Annotated in this window: 12 protein-coding genes; 5 read left to right on the forward strand and 7 right to left on the reverse strand. The window is 44.5% G+C overall.

The genetic code is table 11. From position 1 onward, the window contains the following. Positions 1-32 precede the first annotated feature (32 nt). Positions 33-2,282, reverse strand: a complete 2,250-nt coding sequence (gene ggpS / locus HPC41_RS07205; RefSeq protein WP_172393357.1) for a glucosylglycerol-phosphate synthase — start codon at positions 2,280-2,282, stop codon at positions 33-35. A gap of 1 nt (position 2,283) precedes the next feature. Beyond that, positions 2,284-3,273 carry an NAD(P)H-dependent glycerol-3-phosphate dehydrogenase gene (locus tag HPC41_RS07210; protein ID WP_172393358.1) on the reverse strand — a complete coding sequence of 330 codons (990 nt, stop codon included), beginning with the start codon at positions 3,271-3,273 and terminating at the stop codon, positions 2,284-2,286. Positions 3,274-3,451: 178 nt separating this feature from the next. Here HPC41_RS07210 and HPC41_RS07215 point away from each other — a divergent pair, with 178 nt between their 5' ends. Further along, positions 3,452-4,765 carry a mechanosensitive ion channel family protein gene (locus HPC41_RS07215; RefSeq protein WP_172393359.1) on the forward strand — a complete coding sequence of 438 codons (1,314 nt, stop codon included), beginning with the start codon at positions 3,452-3,454 and terminating at the stop codon, positions 4,763-4,765. Positions 4,766-5,160: 395 nt separating this feature from the next. After that, positions 5,161-6,600 (forward strand): alanine/glycine:cation symporter family protein, encoded by a 1,440-nt coding sequence (locus HPC41_RS07220; RefSeq protein WP_172393360.1) that lies wholly within the window; start codon positions 5,161-5,163, stop codon positions 6,598-6,600. Between the two features lie 129 nt (positions 6,601-6,729). On the opposite strand, the gene HPC41_RS07225 is transcribed toward HPC41_RS07220, so the two are convergent. Continuing rightward, positions 6,730-8,853, reverse strand: coding sequence for a cation:proton antiporter (locus tag HPC41_RS07225; protein WP_172393361.1), 2,124 nt, complete (start codon positions 8,851-8,853; stop codon positions 6,730-6,732). Then, on the reverse strand, positions 8,850-9,419 hold the full coding sequence (locus HPC41_RS07230) for a hypothetical protein (protein ID WP_172393362.1): 570 nt from the start codon (positions 9,417-9,419) through the stop codon (positions 8,850-8,852). The genes HPC41_RS07225 and HPC41_RS07230 overlap by 4 nt, the downstream gene beginning before the upstream one ends. A gap of 225 nt (positions 9,420-9,644) precedes the next feature. On the opposite strand from HPC41_RS07230, the gene HPC41_RS07235 reads away from it, so the two are divergent. Continuing rightward, positions 9,645-10,367, forward strand: coding sequence for a ferritin-like domain-containing protein (locus HPC41_RS07235; protein WP_172393363.1), 723 nt, complete (start codon positions 9,645-9,647; stop codon positions 10,365-10,367). Positions 10,368-10,388: 21 nt separating this feature from the next. Then, on the forward strand, positions 10,389-11,222 hold the full coding sequence (locus tag HPC41_RS07240) for a ferritin-like domain-containing protein (protein WP_172393364.1): 834 nt from the start codon (positions 10,389-10,391) through the stop codon (positions 11,220-11,222). Between the two features lie 103 nt (positions 11,223-11,325). Here the strand turns inward: HPC41_RS07240 and HPC41_RS07245 are convergent, their stop codons facing one another. The 3 genes from HPC41_RS07245 to HPC41_RS07255 form a co-directional block, all read right to left on the reverse strand. Further along, positions 11,326-12,519, reverse strand: a complete 1,194-nt coding sequence (locus tag HPC41_RS07245) for a DUF1501 domain-containing protein (protein WP_172393365.1) — start codon at positions 12,517-12,519, stop codon at positions 11,326-11,328. 17 nt (positions 12,520-12,536) lie between these two features. Beyond that, the gene (locus HPC41_RS07250; RefSeq protein WP_172393366.1) at positions 12,537-13,910 is read right to left on the reverse strand and encodes a DUF1800 domain-containing protein; all 1,374 of its coding nucleotides are present in this window, start codon (positions 13,908-13,910) and stop codon (positions 12,537-12,539) included. Positions 13,911-14,089: 179 nt separating this feature from the next. After that, the gene (locus HPC41_RS07255; RefSeq protein WP_172393367.1) at positions 14,090-15,430 is read right to left on the reverse strand and encodes a M60 family metallopeptidase; all 1,341 of its coding nucleotides are present in this window, start codon (positions 15,428-15,430) and stop codon (positions 14,090-14,092) included. Between the two features lie 434 nt (positions 15,431-15,864). On the opposite strand from HPC41_RS07255, the gene HPC41_RS07260 reads away from it, so the two are divergent. Next, positions 15,865-17,427 carry a TlpA family protein disulfide reductase gene (locus HPC41_RS07260; RefSeq protein WP_172393368.1) on the forward strand — a complete coding sequence of 521 codons (1,563 nt, stop codon included), beginning with the start codon at positions 15,865-15,867 and terminating at the stop codon, positions 17,425-17,427. The last annotated feature ends 52 nt before the right edge of the window (positions 17,428-17,479 follow it).

Below are 17,479 nucleotides of genomic sequence, written 5' to 3' on the forward strand. Positions count from 1 at the left end.
GGAGGCTACATATTAGCCCCCGCAATTGTTATTCAAAGTCGCTTACCTGATTTTTCAAGCTCTTTGACAAAATCCTTACCCCAATAATGGATATCGTAGTGTTCAATATGATCATATAGCCTACGCGCTCTGACCTGAGCCTCACTAGGTTCCATGACAAGCGCTTTCAAAAGTGCATCTTTCATGCTCTTGCGGTCATATGGATTGGTCAATATGGCATAAGGCAACTCAACCGAAGCACCGGCAAATTCCGAAAGCACAAGGATACCCGCGGTTCCCAACAGGCCGTGCGTAGCAATATACTCCTTTGCAACCAAGTTAAGGCCATCACGCAGCGGCGTGATCCAGGCAATATCACTCAGGGCATAGTGCTTGACCACTTCCTCAAATGGCAGCGCCCTGTAAAAATATTGGATAGGCGTCCAGTTCATCGTAGCGTATTTGCCATTGATCTCACCCACAGCCTGGTTCACCTGATCCCTAATTTCATCGTAGATCGTCATACCCTGCGATGGCGGCGTACAGACATTGACCAGCTCGATCTTTCCCCGAAATTCAGGATACTCCGCAAGAAATTCGCCAAAAGCTTGAATTTTTTCCAATGGTCCTTTGACATAATCCAGGCGCTCAATGGATATGATACGCGTTATTTCCGATTCGGCTTTGCTCTTTTTGAGTGTATTGATCTCCTCCTTCATGTGATCATCAGTCAAAATATGTTCGATATGGTCCCTGTTGACACCCACAGGCTGTGCTCCTAGCCTGATCTGTCTACCATCCACCTCAATGATCTTCGTCATCTGATCTACCCCAAGCGCACAGCTATAGGTCAGAAACTGATTGGCGACATCTACTTTTCTGACTACTTTAAATGGCGTATGACTGCGGATCACATCCACGAAATTCTCTACATAGCGCGGGATATGAAAACTGATAAAATCACAGAGCAGCAAGCTGCCGATGATCTCTTTGCGCCAGGGAATAATATTAAAAATATCTGCTGCCGGGAAAGCCGTATGGTGAAAAAAGCCAATTTTAAGATCGGGCCGCAGCGTCTTTAAAAAAGAGGGCACCATCCACAAATTATACTCATGGATCCAGACCAGTGCCCCCTCGTCTGCCTCGCGGGCAATCCGCTCAGCAAAGAGCTTGTTGATCGTCAGGTAATGATCCCAATCTTCATGATTAAACTTGGCCCTGTCCACAAAGGAAAAGATTGTCGGCCAGAAAGCCTCCTTGGAGAACACACGATAGAACTTATCGATATCCTCTTTGGATAAAGACAGCGTGGAAGCCACCAGATTAGGATATCGGCTTTCATCCACCAGCTGATTTGGAACAGAGGTTCCGTCCGGCTGGATCACTTCCTCACCGATCCAGAGACCAGACCGTCCCTTTTCAAATAAGCCCAGTAGCGATGGGATAATCCCATTTGGGCTTTTTGGCGCTACCCGCACTGTTTTCCCATTAACCGATTCCTTTTCAAAAGGCAGCCGATGATACACCATCACCAGCTGACCAGATTCTTTGGATTTCCTTTTCTGAGGGGATATTTTTTGTTCTTCACGGATCAACTGTTGAAATGGGCGATGCTTGCTCATATATTCCAGTATTCCGCCGGCGCCGGCAGCTTCTGCGTTATAAGCCGTATCAAGCTCAGCAATGGCCTGCAGCAGACTTGGTTCGGATTTTCCGACGGCAACACCCCTAAATCCGATCTGAAATAAGGCCAGATCATTTAAGGTGTCGCCGGCTACCATCACATCATCCGCACCAACAGCCAGAAATTCGACCAACTTCTTTAGCGTTGTTCCCTTGTTGACACCTTTAGGGAGCAAGTCCAGGTATTTATCAGCCGAAGTTATAATGTCACAATCATACTTATCGGCCACCTGCTGTACCAGGCTATGGTCTACGCCAGCTTCATAATAAAAGGAGCTACGGCGCTGCTGTGGTACATGTTGGTAATTCAACTGCGGTATTTCCTCCAGTGCTGCCCGGATTGCATAAGTCTGCGGCCATTTTTCCTCAATTTCACTTTGCAGCGGCTCGATCGCTTCCAAAGAATGGCCGTTGACCACGGTGGCGCCCACGTCGGCGATAATAAAGTCCGGTACCGGAATGAGCGGATCACTCAGTAGGGGCAATACCGACTCCAGTCCCCTTCCGGTGACAAAAACCAGCTGCATATTCGGGCTAGCTTTTATTAATCTATATAATCTGAGGCGGTCTTCCATCTTTCCGCCTAAAAAAGTTCCATCTAAATCTGTTGCTAATAACATATTATCTTATATTCCTTTCTAAAAGTTTAAATTCATCAATTGCAGCCATGCGTTTATATAGGACGCGATAGGCGGTCTGAAGTAAGGGTAAATTCAGTCCGAGGCTAGTCACTGTCGCCATCAGCCCCTTGGTTGCAAAATAACCTTCGGCTACCATGCCCATGAGCTGACGTGCCTCGAAAACCGAATAGCCCTGGCCAAGATATTTACCAAAGGTACGGTTGCGGCTATGCGCAGAGTAGCCCGTCACCAATAAGTCACCCAAGTACATTGAACGGCCGAGGCGGACATTGTGCACGCCAACCGCAGGTAGCAGCAACCCCAGTTCATCAATGGCATTAGCAACCAGCACAGCCATAAAATTATCGCCATAATGCAGTCCTTCGGCCATTCCACAGACAATGCCCACAATATTTTTGTAAATGGCAGCATACTCCACCCCGATCATATCCGGACTGTAATTTACCTGCATATAGCTTGAAGCAAAGCAGTTTGAGATCTTGCTGATAACGGTTTCATTAAGACCGCATAGAGTCATATAGGTTTTCTTATTGCGCGCAATTTCTTCGGCATGGCAAGGACCCGCAATCATCGCCTGCTGAAAATCCTTCAGATCAAAGCGTCGTGCTAGATACGCACTTGGAAGCAGATTTTCTGGACCGACGGTCCCTTTTACGGCGGTAATCACAAATTTTTCTGCAAGATCCTCTTTGGGAATTGCAGCGCAAACGCTATCAAGATGCGCACTGGGCACGGCGAAAAGAACTACTTTCGATCGGGCCACGATCTCATCCAGCTGACCAGAAGCATAAATTTTTGTATTGTCAAGTTTTAAAAACGATAGGTAGTCAGGATTAATAGCATCTTGATTGATCGAGCGCACCTGCTCAGGACGCCGCATATACCAGTTGACATGGATGCTATTTTCTGTCAAAATTTTAACCAGGGCCGTGGCCCAACTCCCACCACCTATCACACTAATCTCATTCAAATCGTCGGGGGTTTTAAGACGCGAAAACAGAAAGTTTTCGCTATCGGGTTATCTATTAATTTACAAATATAGGTAAAAATTAATCAATAAGCAAATAAAACATAGAAAAACCACTATAACAGGGTATTTACCACGTTAAAACCCGTTTTTATTTTTCTTCGTAAATTTGTCTGTTCATATGAAAAATTTAGACATACTCAACTTCAGTGAACGACAATCAAGTTCAATTTATCAGTACATCTTCGATCTCTTTGCGACGGTAGGTTTACCCGAACAGCAGGCCCACATGGGTACGGCAGTCGGACTACTTCTGGCTTTTGCACTGCTACTCTATGCGCTGGATTACGTCATGCGCAACATCTTCTATTCGGCATTGAACAAAATTGCCCGGCGTACCTCGACTCAATGGGATGATTTTCTTTTGGCCAACAGGGTGCATGTGCAACTGAGCCGAACCATATTGGCGTTGCTGACAAGACAGCTTCTTCCGGTCATCTTTCTTGGTTTTCCCGTACTTACAGCAGCGATTGTAAAATTTCTGGATTTACTGGTATTGCTTGCTGTCTATCATCTCGTCAATAGCCTGTTAAAAACCTGCAGGGATATTTTTCGTACGTCAAAAGGGTTTAAAGACAAGCCCATAGACAGTTACCTACAGGTGGTACAGATCTTTTTGATTTTTATCATTGGCACACTGGCCGTATCTCTGTTGACAGGCAATTCGCCCTGGTCTTTTCTCGTGTCTTTGGGAGCGGCGTCCGCCATTCTGATGCTGGTATTTAAGGACACCATTTTAGGCTTTGTGGCCAGTATACAGGTGTCGGCCAATGACTCAGTGCGTGTAGGTGACTGGATAGAGATGCCCAAGTATGGCGTGGACGGCGATGTATTACAAATTAACCTCAACAATGTAAAGATACGCAACTGGGACAAGACCATTGTCACCATCCCGACCTATACCCTCTTGAGCGACTCTTTCAAAAACTACCGCGGCATGCAGGAAACTGGAGGCCGTCGTATAAAACGGGCATTAAACATTAAAATGTCTTCTGTGCGCTACCTTAGCGCCGAGGAAATCACAGCATTAAAAAAGATTCGCTTGCTGGCGCCCTATATCGAAAAACGGGAACGTGAAATTGCCGATTACAACAAGACCTGGAATACCGACAGCTCCTCACCTGTCAACGGCCGAAGGATGACCAATATCGGGCTTTTTAGGGCCTACATCCTTGCCTATGCGAAACATAACCCCAATATACATCAGGAATTGACCCTATTGGTGCGTCAGCTCGCGCCAAACGAATACGGCATTCCGTTGGAACTGTACATGTTTACCAAGGGCACACAATGGGTTTATTTCGAAGATACCATGGCCGATATATTTGATCATCTATTGGCCGCCATTAAACACTTCCACCTGCAGGTGTTTGAACTACCGGCATCCGATGACCTGCGTATACTCGTGGCAGAGCGCAATTTCAGTAAAATTTAAGATTTCTGTGATCCTCGCGGTAAAGGCCTTACATCCCTTGCCCGGGATCACTTCATCAATAGCATACCACTAGGCTACGGCTTAAATTATCGCTAGTAACTTTTGAAGCTATGGTAGCTGTCTTTATTACTTAATTTCAAGCGGCATCCGGGGCATTTTTGAAACAAAGCGGGCTAGCGATGTATCTTGTCGAAAAAAATACTGATTCTATATATTTGTTTCATTCCATATTGCACAAATAATTTATAGTAAGACTGAAATAATCGCATTATTCATAACTTTTACATCTATTTTCAACCAAATCACTATAACAAATACGATATATTAAGAAATTATACTATGTTTTAGCTGCTTTTTATCTATTTTTAACGTGCCTAAAGATTCAATTTTAAAATATGGAGGATATAATCAATAAAATTTATGACATCATTTGGAGTGATGCACTGGTATACCTATGTCTGTTGACGGGTATCTATTTTACGATACGTTTTCGATGCCCGCAGCTCACGCAAATTCGGGAAATGATCCGTTTGCTTTTTAATGGTAGTAGTTCTGACAAAGGAATTTCGTCATTTCAGGCATTCTCGCTCGCCATCTCTGGTCGTGTAGGTACAGGCAACATTGCCGGTGTTGCTACAGCCATAGCCATGGGTGGCCCTGGAGCTATCTTTTGGATGTGGGTTATTGCTTTTTTGGGCAGTGCATCGGCCATCGTAGAGGCTACACTCGGCCAGATGTATAAAGAGGTCAATGATGGAGAATATCGGGGCGGGCCAGCATTTTATATTCTGAACGGGTTGCGTTCCAAGGCTTTTGCCTGGACATTTGCCATCGTAACGATCATCAGTACCGGATTTTTACTCCCTGGCGTGCAGAGTAACAGCATCGGTGCGGCAGTTGAATCAGCCTTCAACTTATCGCCGAGCGTTACCGGATTGACCATAGCTGCCTTACTCGCCATCATCATTATCGGTGGTGTAAAGCGGATCAGTACAGTCGCTGAATATGTCGTTCCATTTATGGCGGGAGCCTATATTATGATGGCTTTAGTCATTATTGGGCTCAATTTTACGCAGATACCAGCAGTCATTTCACTCATTGTAAAAGCTGCCTTTAATTTGGAGGCAACCTTTGGTGCAGTGGCGGGCATGGCAATTTCATGGGGCGTAAAACGGGGCATTTACAGCAATGAAGCCGGTCAGGGCACCGCCCCACATGCTGCCGCCGCAGCCGAAGTATCGCACCCGATCAAGCAGGGTTTGGTTCAGGGTTTTTCAGTCTATGTCGATACCATGTTTGTGTGTACTGCGACAGCTTTGATGATCCTATTTACAGGGCAATATAATGTGGAAAATCCAACAGGAGGATTTATTGTACAGCACCTTCCCGCTACGGAAATGGGCCCGGGCTTTACGCAGCAAGCCGTATCACATCACTTCCCGACCATTGGGGATGCTTTTGTCGCTTTAGCCTTAGCGTTTTTCGCATTCACGACTATCATGGCCTATTATTATATTGCCGAAACCAATATCAGTTTTGTAAGCCGAAAAAAACAACACAAGACCGTACTTATCTGGGTTTTGCGCCTGCTTATGTTGGTATCTACCTATGTAGGTTGCATCAGTACAGCAAAGTCTGCCTGGACGCTAGGGGATATCGGCGTCGGACTCATGGCCTGGCTCAACCTGATTGCAATTTTATTGCTCCACAAAAAAGTACTTGTCATTTATGACGACTATCGCGAGCAGCAGAAGGCCAAGAAAGATCCGGTATTTAACAATGATAAATTTAACTTTCCGAACATGGGACTCTGGTCCCAAAAAAATAGCGACTAGCTAAATTAGCTGTTTGAAATAGTCACAATTTTTCCTGTTCCTATTATTTCCTGTTCCTATTAAATAATCCCTATACGCTTATTCTTCGAATAGCATTTTAAGTAAATTAAAGTGCTATTCGAAGTTAGGCTACCGGAACACCTTCTGTATTAATTTGCCAATTTCAGCAAAATCCTGATGGTTGTTAATGGCACGCTTTTCCGCAGCATCCGCAGCGCTTTCCGTATAAGGATAAATCAGCAGATAGTTGTTTTCGACCCGGTTTTCATTCAGGTATTGCGTAATGGTATGGATCGGGGATTTATACGAAAAGCGGTTACGGTCGGCCATCAGCACAATCAGCCCTTGATCCGATTTTAAATCAGTGATGACCTGATCCACTTCGATCCAGTTGGCTATACCGACAAATGAAGCTTCAACAGCCGATCTTTTAATGATTCGATGCAGGATTTCGATGATATCCGTTGTGGTATAAAATTTTAAAGGCGATCCCGAATTACGGGCAATATTCCATATTTTTGACAAAGCTTCAAAAAAACCTGGTTCCCGATAAGCCAATGGCGGGATGAGCACGACATATTCTTTTACAGTAGAAATAGGTTGTATGGCACTGTACAAAATCAAATTGACATGTTCATTCTTCAGGTAGCCATTGTATAAATTATACATGAAAGAAGTTGAAAAGCCTTTATCCTTATCCAGGCCCATCAATAGATCCGTAATATTTTTCTCTTTGATCACATTATTGATACCGGCAACTACCTCGTTATCGTGACGCGTGATCGGCTGTACCTGCACATCAGCCGCTGCAGCGAGTTTTACCGCTGCTTCGAGGATTTTTGCCGCATTCTTGACCGAGGACTCATTTTTGTCTTCGCTGATAATATTTAGGGCATAGAGCTGATCCTCCTTTGATTTCGTGCGCATCAACAATCCCAAATTGATTATCTTTTCGGTCATCTGTTCACTATTGATCGGCAATAAAATATGAGCATTAGGTTGTTTATCCCCGGCAATGGTATTTTCCCGGTCCACCTCCGCAATGCGCTGTGCATTGGCCATCGCTACAAAAGACGATATGGTACAGGAAATCAGAATCAGCAGAATACTGCCATTTAGTACATGCTCATTGAGCAAACGAATGGGTTCGCCGTCTGCCGTCTGCCCAAGGACGATATTATAGCCCACCATCACCGCCGCTAATGTCGCCGCAGCAGATGCGGAGCTCATTCCAAAAATCAGGAGCCCCTCCTCCTTGCTCAGCCGAAAAGTTTTTTGGGTCAGGATGGCAGCAATATATTTACCACCAATGGATGCGACCAGCATGATCGCTGCCACACCAAGAGTTTCCCAGCTTTTGAAAAAGGCCGAAAAATCAATCAGCATGCCTACGCTGATCAGAAAAAATGGAATGAAAATCGCGTTCCCCACAAATTCGATCCTATTCATCAAGGAAGAAGTATGCGGGATCAGGCGATTGAGTGCCAGCCCAGCAAAGAATGCACCAATGATGGACTCGATACCCGCCAGTTCGGCCAAAATCGACGCCAGGTAGATCATCACGACAACAAATATGTACTGCGAGATCTTATCGGCCACATTCTTAAAAAACCAACGGGCTATCAGCGGAAAGATCAGCAGTACAACCAAGGCAAATGCAATCATGGAAACGCTTAGCCGAATCCAAAAGGCGGCGTCCACATCACCCTGGGAAAGACCAACGATCACCGCCAATACCAAAAGCGAAAGTACATCCGTAATCATGGTTCCGCCTACGGTAATATTGACCGCCGGATTCTTTGCGATTCCCAGATTGCTGACCAAGGGGTACACGATCAAAGTATGGGAAGAGAACAAACTCGCAAATAAGATGGAGGTAGACAGCGAAAAATGCAGGAGATAGTAGCCCCCGACAAATCCGAGGATAAATGGAGCCAAAAAGGTGTAAATAGAAAAAGTAATACTTTTCCATTTATTCTTTTTAAAGTCGCCCATATCAATTTCCAGCCCGGCCAGAAACATGATATAGAGTAAACCCGTGGTACCTGTCACGACCACGCTGCTATCCCGTGACAGGAGATTGAAGCCATAAGGCCCCACGATTGCCCCCGCGACCAAAAGACCCAACAAATGCGGAATTTTTATTTTATTGAGCAGCAATGGCACCAGCAATATAATCAGCAGCTCAATAAAAAATTTGAGTAGCGGATCTTCAACAGGAAAAGTAATGTGATGTATACTGGCTATGATCATTTTTCATTGGATATAAGTTCAACAGAAAAGGTCGCCTGACAATCCCCTTTTGTATGGATTGTCTGCGTTCCACGCATTATTTCTGGGCCGATAATAGCAAGGTTAATCTGAATCTGAGCCCTCCCGTCCGCTATACTGTCATGCTGCTGGACCAAGGTAATCTGGTTTCCCTGCAAGCTACCTTTAAAGAGCTGCGTGGTTTTATTTTTTGTAGAGGTCCTGACATACAGTCCAGTGGAGTCAGCAACAAATTGCCACTGTTCGTTTCGCTGATCGCCGATGACATAATTGCTACAAGTCGACGAGCGGCAGACCAGGCGGCTACTCCACTGTCCAGCGATCGAATCAGGCCAGTTCTGTGCTACCAGCATGCTGTCAGCAGATTTAGATTTTGCCGCGCGCAAGCTGTCTCGCATAGCAAGCAAGGCTTTATATTCCCCCTCTTTGTTAGCGAATTCCTGTTCTTTTTGTGCGAGCCGCTCTTCTCTTTGCTGAAGATCACCGCCCGCATTGTTGCATGAATAGATCAGCAAAGTGAGGATTGATAGATGTATTATTTTTTTCACTTGAAATAGTTTTTTTACTCTTGATAGGCCGTTTTCAAAGCCAGATAAGATTCATAACCCTTTAACAAGATGACAGCTGCTTATGTTTGTGAATTCATAAAATTTATGTAACGAAGGATAGGAAATAAGGTGAAATAAAAAAATTAAAATTTCGCAATCCAAGCTTTAAAAAAAGTCGTAAATGACTATAAGTACAGAAAAATTATAAACTAAACGACTTTTGTTATGGAAAAGATAACAGCACACAAAGAGGCACTACTGACTAACGATAGTGTGATCGACAAAAAGGATCTCCGAAGAAGGGATTTTTTGAAATTTGCAGGTGCCAGTGCGGCATCACTCGCCATCCTTGGTATATCAAGTTGCAGCAAAGATGATGACGATGGCATGGATAACGGCGGCAAAGGCTTATATTTTGGTAGCGGCGATATTGCCATATTGAATTATGCCTATGCCCTAGAGCAACTTGAGGCCGCATTTTACATTCAGTTGGTGAATAATCCCTACTCCGGCATGACTGATATGGAAAAAGCTTTTTTTACCGATATCCGCGACCATGAGATCGCCCATCGCGAGTTTTTCAAGGTGGCTTTGGGGGCCAAAGCAATTTCCGGTCTTGAACTGAATCTCTCCGGAATTAATTTCAGCAGTAGGGAAAACGTGTTGGCCACCGCCAAAACCTTTGAAGATCTGGGCGTATCGGCCTATAACGGTGCCGGATGGCTCATTAAAGATCCCAATTATCTGTTATTGGCAGGCAAGATCGTTTCTGTCGAAGCACGCCATGCTGCTTGGGTACGGGATATGATCGATAATGGCAGTTTCGCCAATATGGAGGTCGTGGATAGCAATGGACTTGATGTTGCCAAAAGCCCGAGTGTCGTCTTGAGCGCCGCTGCACCATTTATCAAATCGAAAATCGATGTATCGGATCTACCTACTTATTAATTCACCTAAACTTTGATTATCATGAATCTTTTAAACGTTTTTGAACAAATAAATACTGTAGATCCTGAGTTCAGCGATCGTATCAATCCACGTCGCGAAGCGATTAAGAATCTAGCTTCCATGACTGGAAAAATAACATTGGCGGCATTACCGTTCTTTGTAAGCGAACTTTTTAAAAAAGCCTACGGCGCTACGGCACTTACGGATGTCAATGGCGTACTCAACTATGCGCTTACCTTGGAATATCTCGAAGCAGAATATTACAGCATGGGTGTTGCCAAAGCAGGGCTTATTCCTTCGGGCAAACCGCTTGGGGCGATTACAACCATTCGTGATCACGAAGTAGCCCATGTCAAGTTTCTGAAACAAGTGTTGGGCAATAAAGCTGTTGCCAAACCAACATTTGATTTTACGGCTGGAGGTACATTTGCAAATGTTTTCAGTGATTATGATACATTTTTAGCGGTTGCACAGGCATTTGAAGATACCGGTGTGAGGGCATATAAAGGACAGGCAGGTATCTTGCTTGGCAACCGCGTTGTACTTACGGCGGCATTGCAGATTCATTCGGTAGAAGCACGGCATGCCTCGCATATCCGTCAGATGCGCCGCGCCCGCGGGGCTGGTGCCGCTAATCAGAAACCTTGGATTACCGGAGCCAATGATACTGGTATCGGTACTGTTGTAAATCCGATCTATGCAGGTGAAGATAATGTGAAACAGGCAGGCGTTGATATGACCTCCCTTAACGGTACAATGGGAAAAATCTCAACCAGTGCCGCCACACAATCTTTTGATGAGCCATTATCTGCAGAAGCTGTACTTAATATTGCAGGTTTATTTATCAAAGCTTAACAAAAGTCTTACCCTACCTGTAAAAATGGCCCTGGTTCATCTGACAAACCAGGGCTTTTTTGATAGCTCCCACCCTTTTGTGCAATAAAATTTACGATAATTTTCAGACAAAATCATAAATCCCATTTTTCCAGCCCAATATGCGGTCTGCGTCCGCCCTCAACCAATTTTTAAGCAGTGTCGCATATACTTTTCTAAAATCCTCCGTATACTGCAGATCCCCCTCATTGAGCTGGTTCAGATCCGGCAAAACGTTTAGCAGCCCTTGTTTTTTTAAGCCACCAGACACAAAGAAAAGCTGATTCGCAGTGCCATGATCTGTACCCCTACTGGCGTTTTGGGCTACCCGACGGCCAAATTCCGAAAAGGTCATCAGCATCACATCCTCAAAAAGACCATTTTTCTTTAGATCTTCCACAAAAGCCTGTACGGCATCATTGATCGTATGAAAAAGGCTCTCCTGCCGCTGCTGTTGGTTGATATGAGTATCAAAACTGCCGATCTGCAGATAATATACCTGTGTATTGATGTCCGATTTAATCAGGGAGGCGACCGTCTTTAGATCCTTTCCAAGTACCGAATCAGGATATGCCGCAGCTGTTCTTTTTGCCCTGCTTTGCTCAAAAATATAATCTGCATTGTTGATGGTTTCACCCAATGTCTGATAGAGATAGCCTACTGTCTCCTCCTCATGCTGTTGCTGATGCTCCTGATAAATTGTGTTAAAATATTCTTCGCGGCTGGTTTGATAGAGCTTTTTGGGATCCCTGAACGCGAAAGCTTTTTTCTGTTTTCCTTTGAGCGCGAGGCTCAGCATATCATTGACTTCAAGCGCCTGTGTCGGATGGCTGCAGTCGTAGCAGGCTTCGTCGAGGTAACGGCCTATCCAGCCGCTCTCCAGATATTCATCACTTCGGCTCGCACTATGCCAGATATCCATGCTCCGGAAATGCGATTTATTCGGATCTGGATAACCCACATTATTGAGCACGGCCAGTTCCCCACTTTCAAAAAGTGTTTTGAAGAAGGGCAAAGCTGGATTGATCCCAGCTTCATCCGTTAGGATCAAGGCATTGTCAATGGCAATTGTCGGTCGCTCCCGAAAATAAATATCATTGCGCATAGGGACGATGGTATTGAGCCCATCATTCCCCCCACTCAATTGCAAAATAACCAATACTTTAGCAGTTCTTTCCAAAGAATTGGGAAAGGCCATCGCTTTCAGAAAATTGGGTAGCAACAACGATGCCGTAGCGAGCGAGCCAGTTTTGAGAAATTCACGTCTTTTTATGATCATGTCCGTCCTTTTAACCGTTAACAGAGTTGATATTCAGGAATACACATTGTTTCGATAATCGCCATTCGCTTGTCACTTCCAGCATACCTTTTCAGTAGTTTTTCCGTAAAGGAAGGCTGCTGCTGCAGTAATAGCTGAAAGGGATCCCTATTCGAAAACGCCTTTTCAACCTGCGCCCAATCGATGGTAATCTGCGGATTTTTGAAGGTTTTGTAGAGCTGGCGCGATTGTTTCAACCCCATGTCCAGGTCGTCATCGTTCTGCGCATCAAGGTCCAATGGCCGCATTCCAGCCCATATTTGCGGTACCTGCATCCGAAGCAGCAAGGTTGAGCTGTCTATCCAGGCCTTCCCTGATGGCCAGCCCGCTACATTTGGCGGGTATAATAACATCTGTCCCAATAATTTTTGGTAGACAATGAGATTTTCCGGGCTTGCAATTTTCATCGGAAGCGTGCGCATGATACCCACCATCAGTTCGATCGGAGACTTTATTTTATTTCCGATATTGATGGGATCGTAAAACCAGGACGCCGTAAATATACGCTCAAGCAATTGCTTGATATCATATCCCGAATGATAGAAATCCTTGCTTAGCGCAGTGACAATAGCATCATTTGCTTGTTCATTGACAAGGAAGCGGTATAATTTTCCGGTAATAAATTTGGCGGTAGCGGGTTGTTCCAGAATAATATCCAAAACAGCATTTCCATCAAAATTGCCTGTTTTTCCTAAAAACTTCTTCGTACCCATGTCATGAAACTTGCGCCGCACCACAAATTGTGCCTCACGATTAAAAGACCATCCCGTAAAGGCGCGGGCAGCCTCCCTTACATCCGATTCGGTATAATTGCCGGGCCCCATGGTAAAAAGTTCCATCACCTCCCGGGCAAAGTTTTCATTGGGATGCCCTTTTTTATTCTGCTGGTTGTTGAGAAAGTTAAGCATCGCCGGAGCCTTCGAAACGGCAAACAACAGGTCCCGAAAATTTCCGAGTGCATTTTTTCTGATTTCGTTGAGCAGATGTGCGCTAAAATTCGCGTTGACGACCCGGCATGCGAAATGTCCATGCCAAAAAAAAGCCATTTTCTCCCGCAGCTGATCATCCGCATGCACCATGGTATTTAGAAAATTCAGGTTGGTCGCTATATTTCGCTTGCGGTTAAGCTGTTGTACCTGTTTCTTCGACTCCGCATTCATCTTTGATAGGTCCGTGTAGTCAACATCCGTTCGCGCCATGATGTAGCTTATTGGAGTAAAATCCCTGGAGCGCGCATACATCTGCCAGGTATCGGTGACAGGTTGCTGCTCAAAGGCAGCAATCTGTTGTAGACTCATTCCAAATCCGGCACGATTCGCCAAATGCTTATTTTTAATAAATTCGGAAACCATTTTTAATACGATTTACAACGAATTAACGATTTAATTTACAAATAGTTGTACGCTTCATATGCATTTAACAAACATTAAGCTAAATTAACATATCACATCCCCTATCGGCGAATAAGGAAACAGTCGGTTGAATTGACTTGAAAAAAAACGTCCCCCGGGGGCGGGAGACGTTTTATAGATTAATCCCTTAACAGGGTAATATCCTGTGCCGGTGCGGGCAGATTCAGGTTGGCAATCTCCGTGTAAACAGCAGCATCCACCTGGAATCCCCATTTTGTAAAGAAATCAGACAAATCTTTCTGGGCGATCTGACAGGCTGAGATCATAAAATAACGCATTTTCTCCGCATCCGTAGACACGTTCGGACGATTTTCACGGGTAGACCTGCTCAGCGTGATATAGAGATTATCACCAAAGGCCAACCAAAGCTGATGGAACATAATCAATTTCAGGTCATTGTCTCCCGCGTTATAATTACGCTCTGCGATGGGTTTAGCGAAATAAGTATCCAGTTTAGGCCAGGAATTATTTGCCGTGATCCGGCTGACAGGCAAGCCAAAGCCGCGCTCTGCAGCCATCGAGTAAATATTCACCGTCGTTTCGGTGAGTCCGCCCCAGGTCCAGCCTTTTTGCTGATAGGTATGGCCAAACTCATGCCATAAGCCCCAACCATTGGTGTTTGTCAGGTACTTAGGCTGCAACATTCTGTAGGAAAGCGATTCGGTGTAATAAATGGCAATTCCTGCCGCCATATACCCACCCGATGCGGAATCCCGAACTGTCACCAGGTGTTTATTGTACGGAATAGCATGCACGCCTGTCGTACCACTCAATCCGCTGATGTAATTTTCATGGCCAACGATGGAATCCAGCCGGTTGACAATAGCTTGCTGGTCCTCATTCTTATACAGCAACGCTTCATCCATATTGGAGACCATTATTGAACGGTCGGAAGAAAACACGACATCCGGTACAGCGGTTTTCAAGGAATCCAAGGTCGCCAGCCATTGCTGATGCGTCGTGATCCCCTTTTGGAAATAAGGCACCGGTTTAAAACCATTGCCAAAGGTCACCTCAATCTCGCCGTTTGTGGTGTAATTGTTGGCGGCATAGATGATATAGACCAATCCTCCATACTGATCTACGGTAAAAGTCTGTGTTCCGGCGGCCAGGTTAAAATACTGCCTTACCGGCCTGATATTATCCCGGAATGGCGTACCTATCGCTAGCCGGGGTACCGTAGTACCCGATTTTACATTCACCGTAATGGTAATCGTGCTATTGGGCGCCACATAAAATCCAGTTGCCTGCATCTCATTGTGCGCGGCCCTGAATTGCAGACGGTCCGTTTCAATGGAAGCCGAAGGGATCACCTTAAAGGTCTGCACACTGTCTGCTACAGCGAGGGGGGCTGTGCCTTGATCGACAGGGACAGGTTCCATGGTGACCAGATCCTGTTTACAGGATGAAAATGTCGCAACAAGAGCCATTGCAATCACATAAGAAATGTTCTTTTTCATTTTTCTTTGAATTTAGTTTATAATCAATTGCTTATGACAAATAAATTATCATAATTCAATATATGACAAAAAAAATATTTTTCTTAAAACAATCGATTGCACAACTAACGAATAGGTTTTCGTTTGTTACAGTATTTATTTTCCTTATAATCAAAAAAACAAGTCTATACGTGTATTTTGCTTGCCATCAGGCTATCACGCATAGCAAGCAGGCTTTATATTCCCCTCTTTGTTAGCGAATACCTACTCTTGAGGGGAAAGCTTCTGTTCTCTTTCCTGCGAATCCGCTCCGCCATTACTCGAGCATGAAGCAATCAGAAAAACTAAAAATAGGACGTATTGTATTTTTTGTACTAAAAAAATGTTATAAAATAAAAGCTGCTTTGCCAATTAAATGTAAAATAGATTCTTTATCTTTAGTTAAAGAACCAAATATGTTTGCCACTGGACCTAAAATAACATTATCGCTAAAAGCGTTTAAGGGACACCTTCTGACCATTTTTCTGCTCGCTCTATTATCGGCATACTCTCCGATAAGTAACGCGCAAGTAATTGCTGAGAAGGCAATTTTGACCGGGACAATTGACCATTATGATGCAACAACACCCCTGAGTATGACTATGCATAGGCTCGGGCGCTCTTCGGTGACAATTTATCCTAAGGTCAACGATAAAGGCGACTTTTATGCAGAGATTGATTTATATATCCCTACGCAAATCTGGATAGGTTATAAAACAAATTTCAGCGTCATCCTTCATCCAAGGGACAGCCTATGGGTCTCCTTTGATGGCAACATCGATCAACGGAGCGCGCTCCTTAACACAGTCCAATTTGCCGGAACTGCCGCAGTCACCAATACACAGGTCGCGCAATTCCAACGCCTTTACTATGCCAGTGAACTATACGACCAAAACAAAAACTATCAGGCAGTAAAAAATTATGGTCCTGATCAGTATATGCTGTTTAATGATACAATACGTCAAAAGGGGAAAGAGCTATATGCACGGTTTATCAATGCCTATGCCACCAATGAAGAAAGTAAAAAGTGGGCGCTTTTTGAGAGCGAAAGTCGGTATTACGAAAATATTCAATTTTATGCCATGGATCACAAATCCGCGAACAATCTGGGATCGATGGATACCACTTTCGTTATCCCGAAGGGTTTCTACGAAAAATTGGTTAACCGCCTCCCACTGCATATCGACAATTTAATGAACACAAACTCAATTTTAACATTTTCCAGCTTTTTTAAATTCTACATCAACGAACAACTTCGCTCTCGGGATACCAAAGACTCCATTTGGGGAATATCGCCAATCGGCGAATTATTTGCGCCCCCAGCCATTTCCGATTCCCTCGTCTTGAATAGCATCGTCGATTACGTGACCGATCCCCTATTACAAGAAATCATGCTAAGCCATCACTTTTCAAAAAGGTTTCAACATCAGGATTTCAAGACCTACGAAAAATTCAATACGATTGTCACCAAATATATTAAATCGCCATTCCTGCGGGATCCGCTACGGCAGGAATACCTTGCCACGAAAGCCAGAGTCGAACATCCCGAGTTAAATAGCAGAGCTATTTTGAAAGACATGCAGTCTTCTCCGATCCAAGGGGTCATAGAAGATATCTTGCAGGCCAACAAAGGTAAAGTGATCTATATTGATTTTTGGGCCACCTGGTGCGCACCATGCTTAAGCGAATTTTCCAATTCCAAAAAGATCGAAGCCGACTTTCATGATAAAGCAGTTTCGTTGGTCTACCTGTGTCTTGATTCAGATCTGGACAAGTACAAAGCGACAGTCAGTAAGTATGATCTGGGCGGGCAACATTATTTTCTATCCGCCAAGCAGAGTGCCGCTATCCGGGACCTGTTTAAGGTCGGTGGCATACCATTTTATCTATTAATTGACAAGGATGGCACGATTCGAGAAACTGGGAGCCATCTCCGGCCGCTATCGGCAAAAGATAAAATCAACAAGCTGCTTCAATAGCGAAAAATTCTGCGATAGTCCTTCAACACTCAATCTAGCGGCTAATTTTCGT

This window comes from Sphingobacterium prati (assembly GCF_013167215.1).
Classification (GTDB): domain Bacteria; phylum Bacteroidota; class Bacteroidia; order Sphingobacteriales; family Sphingobacteriaceae; genus Sphingobacterium; species Sphingobacterium prati.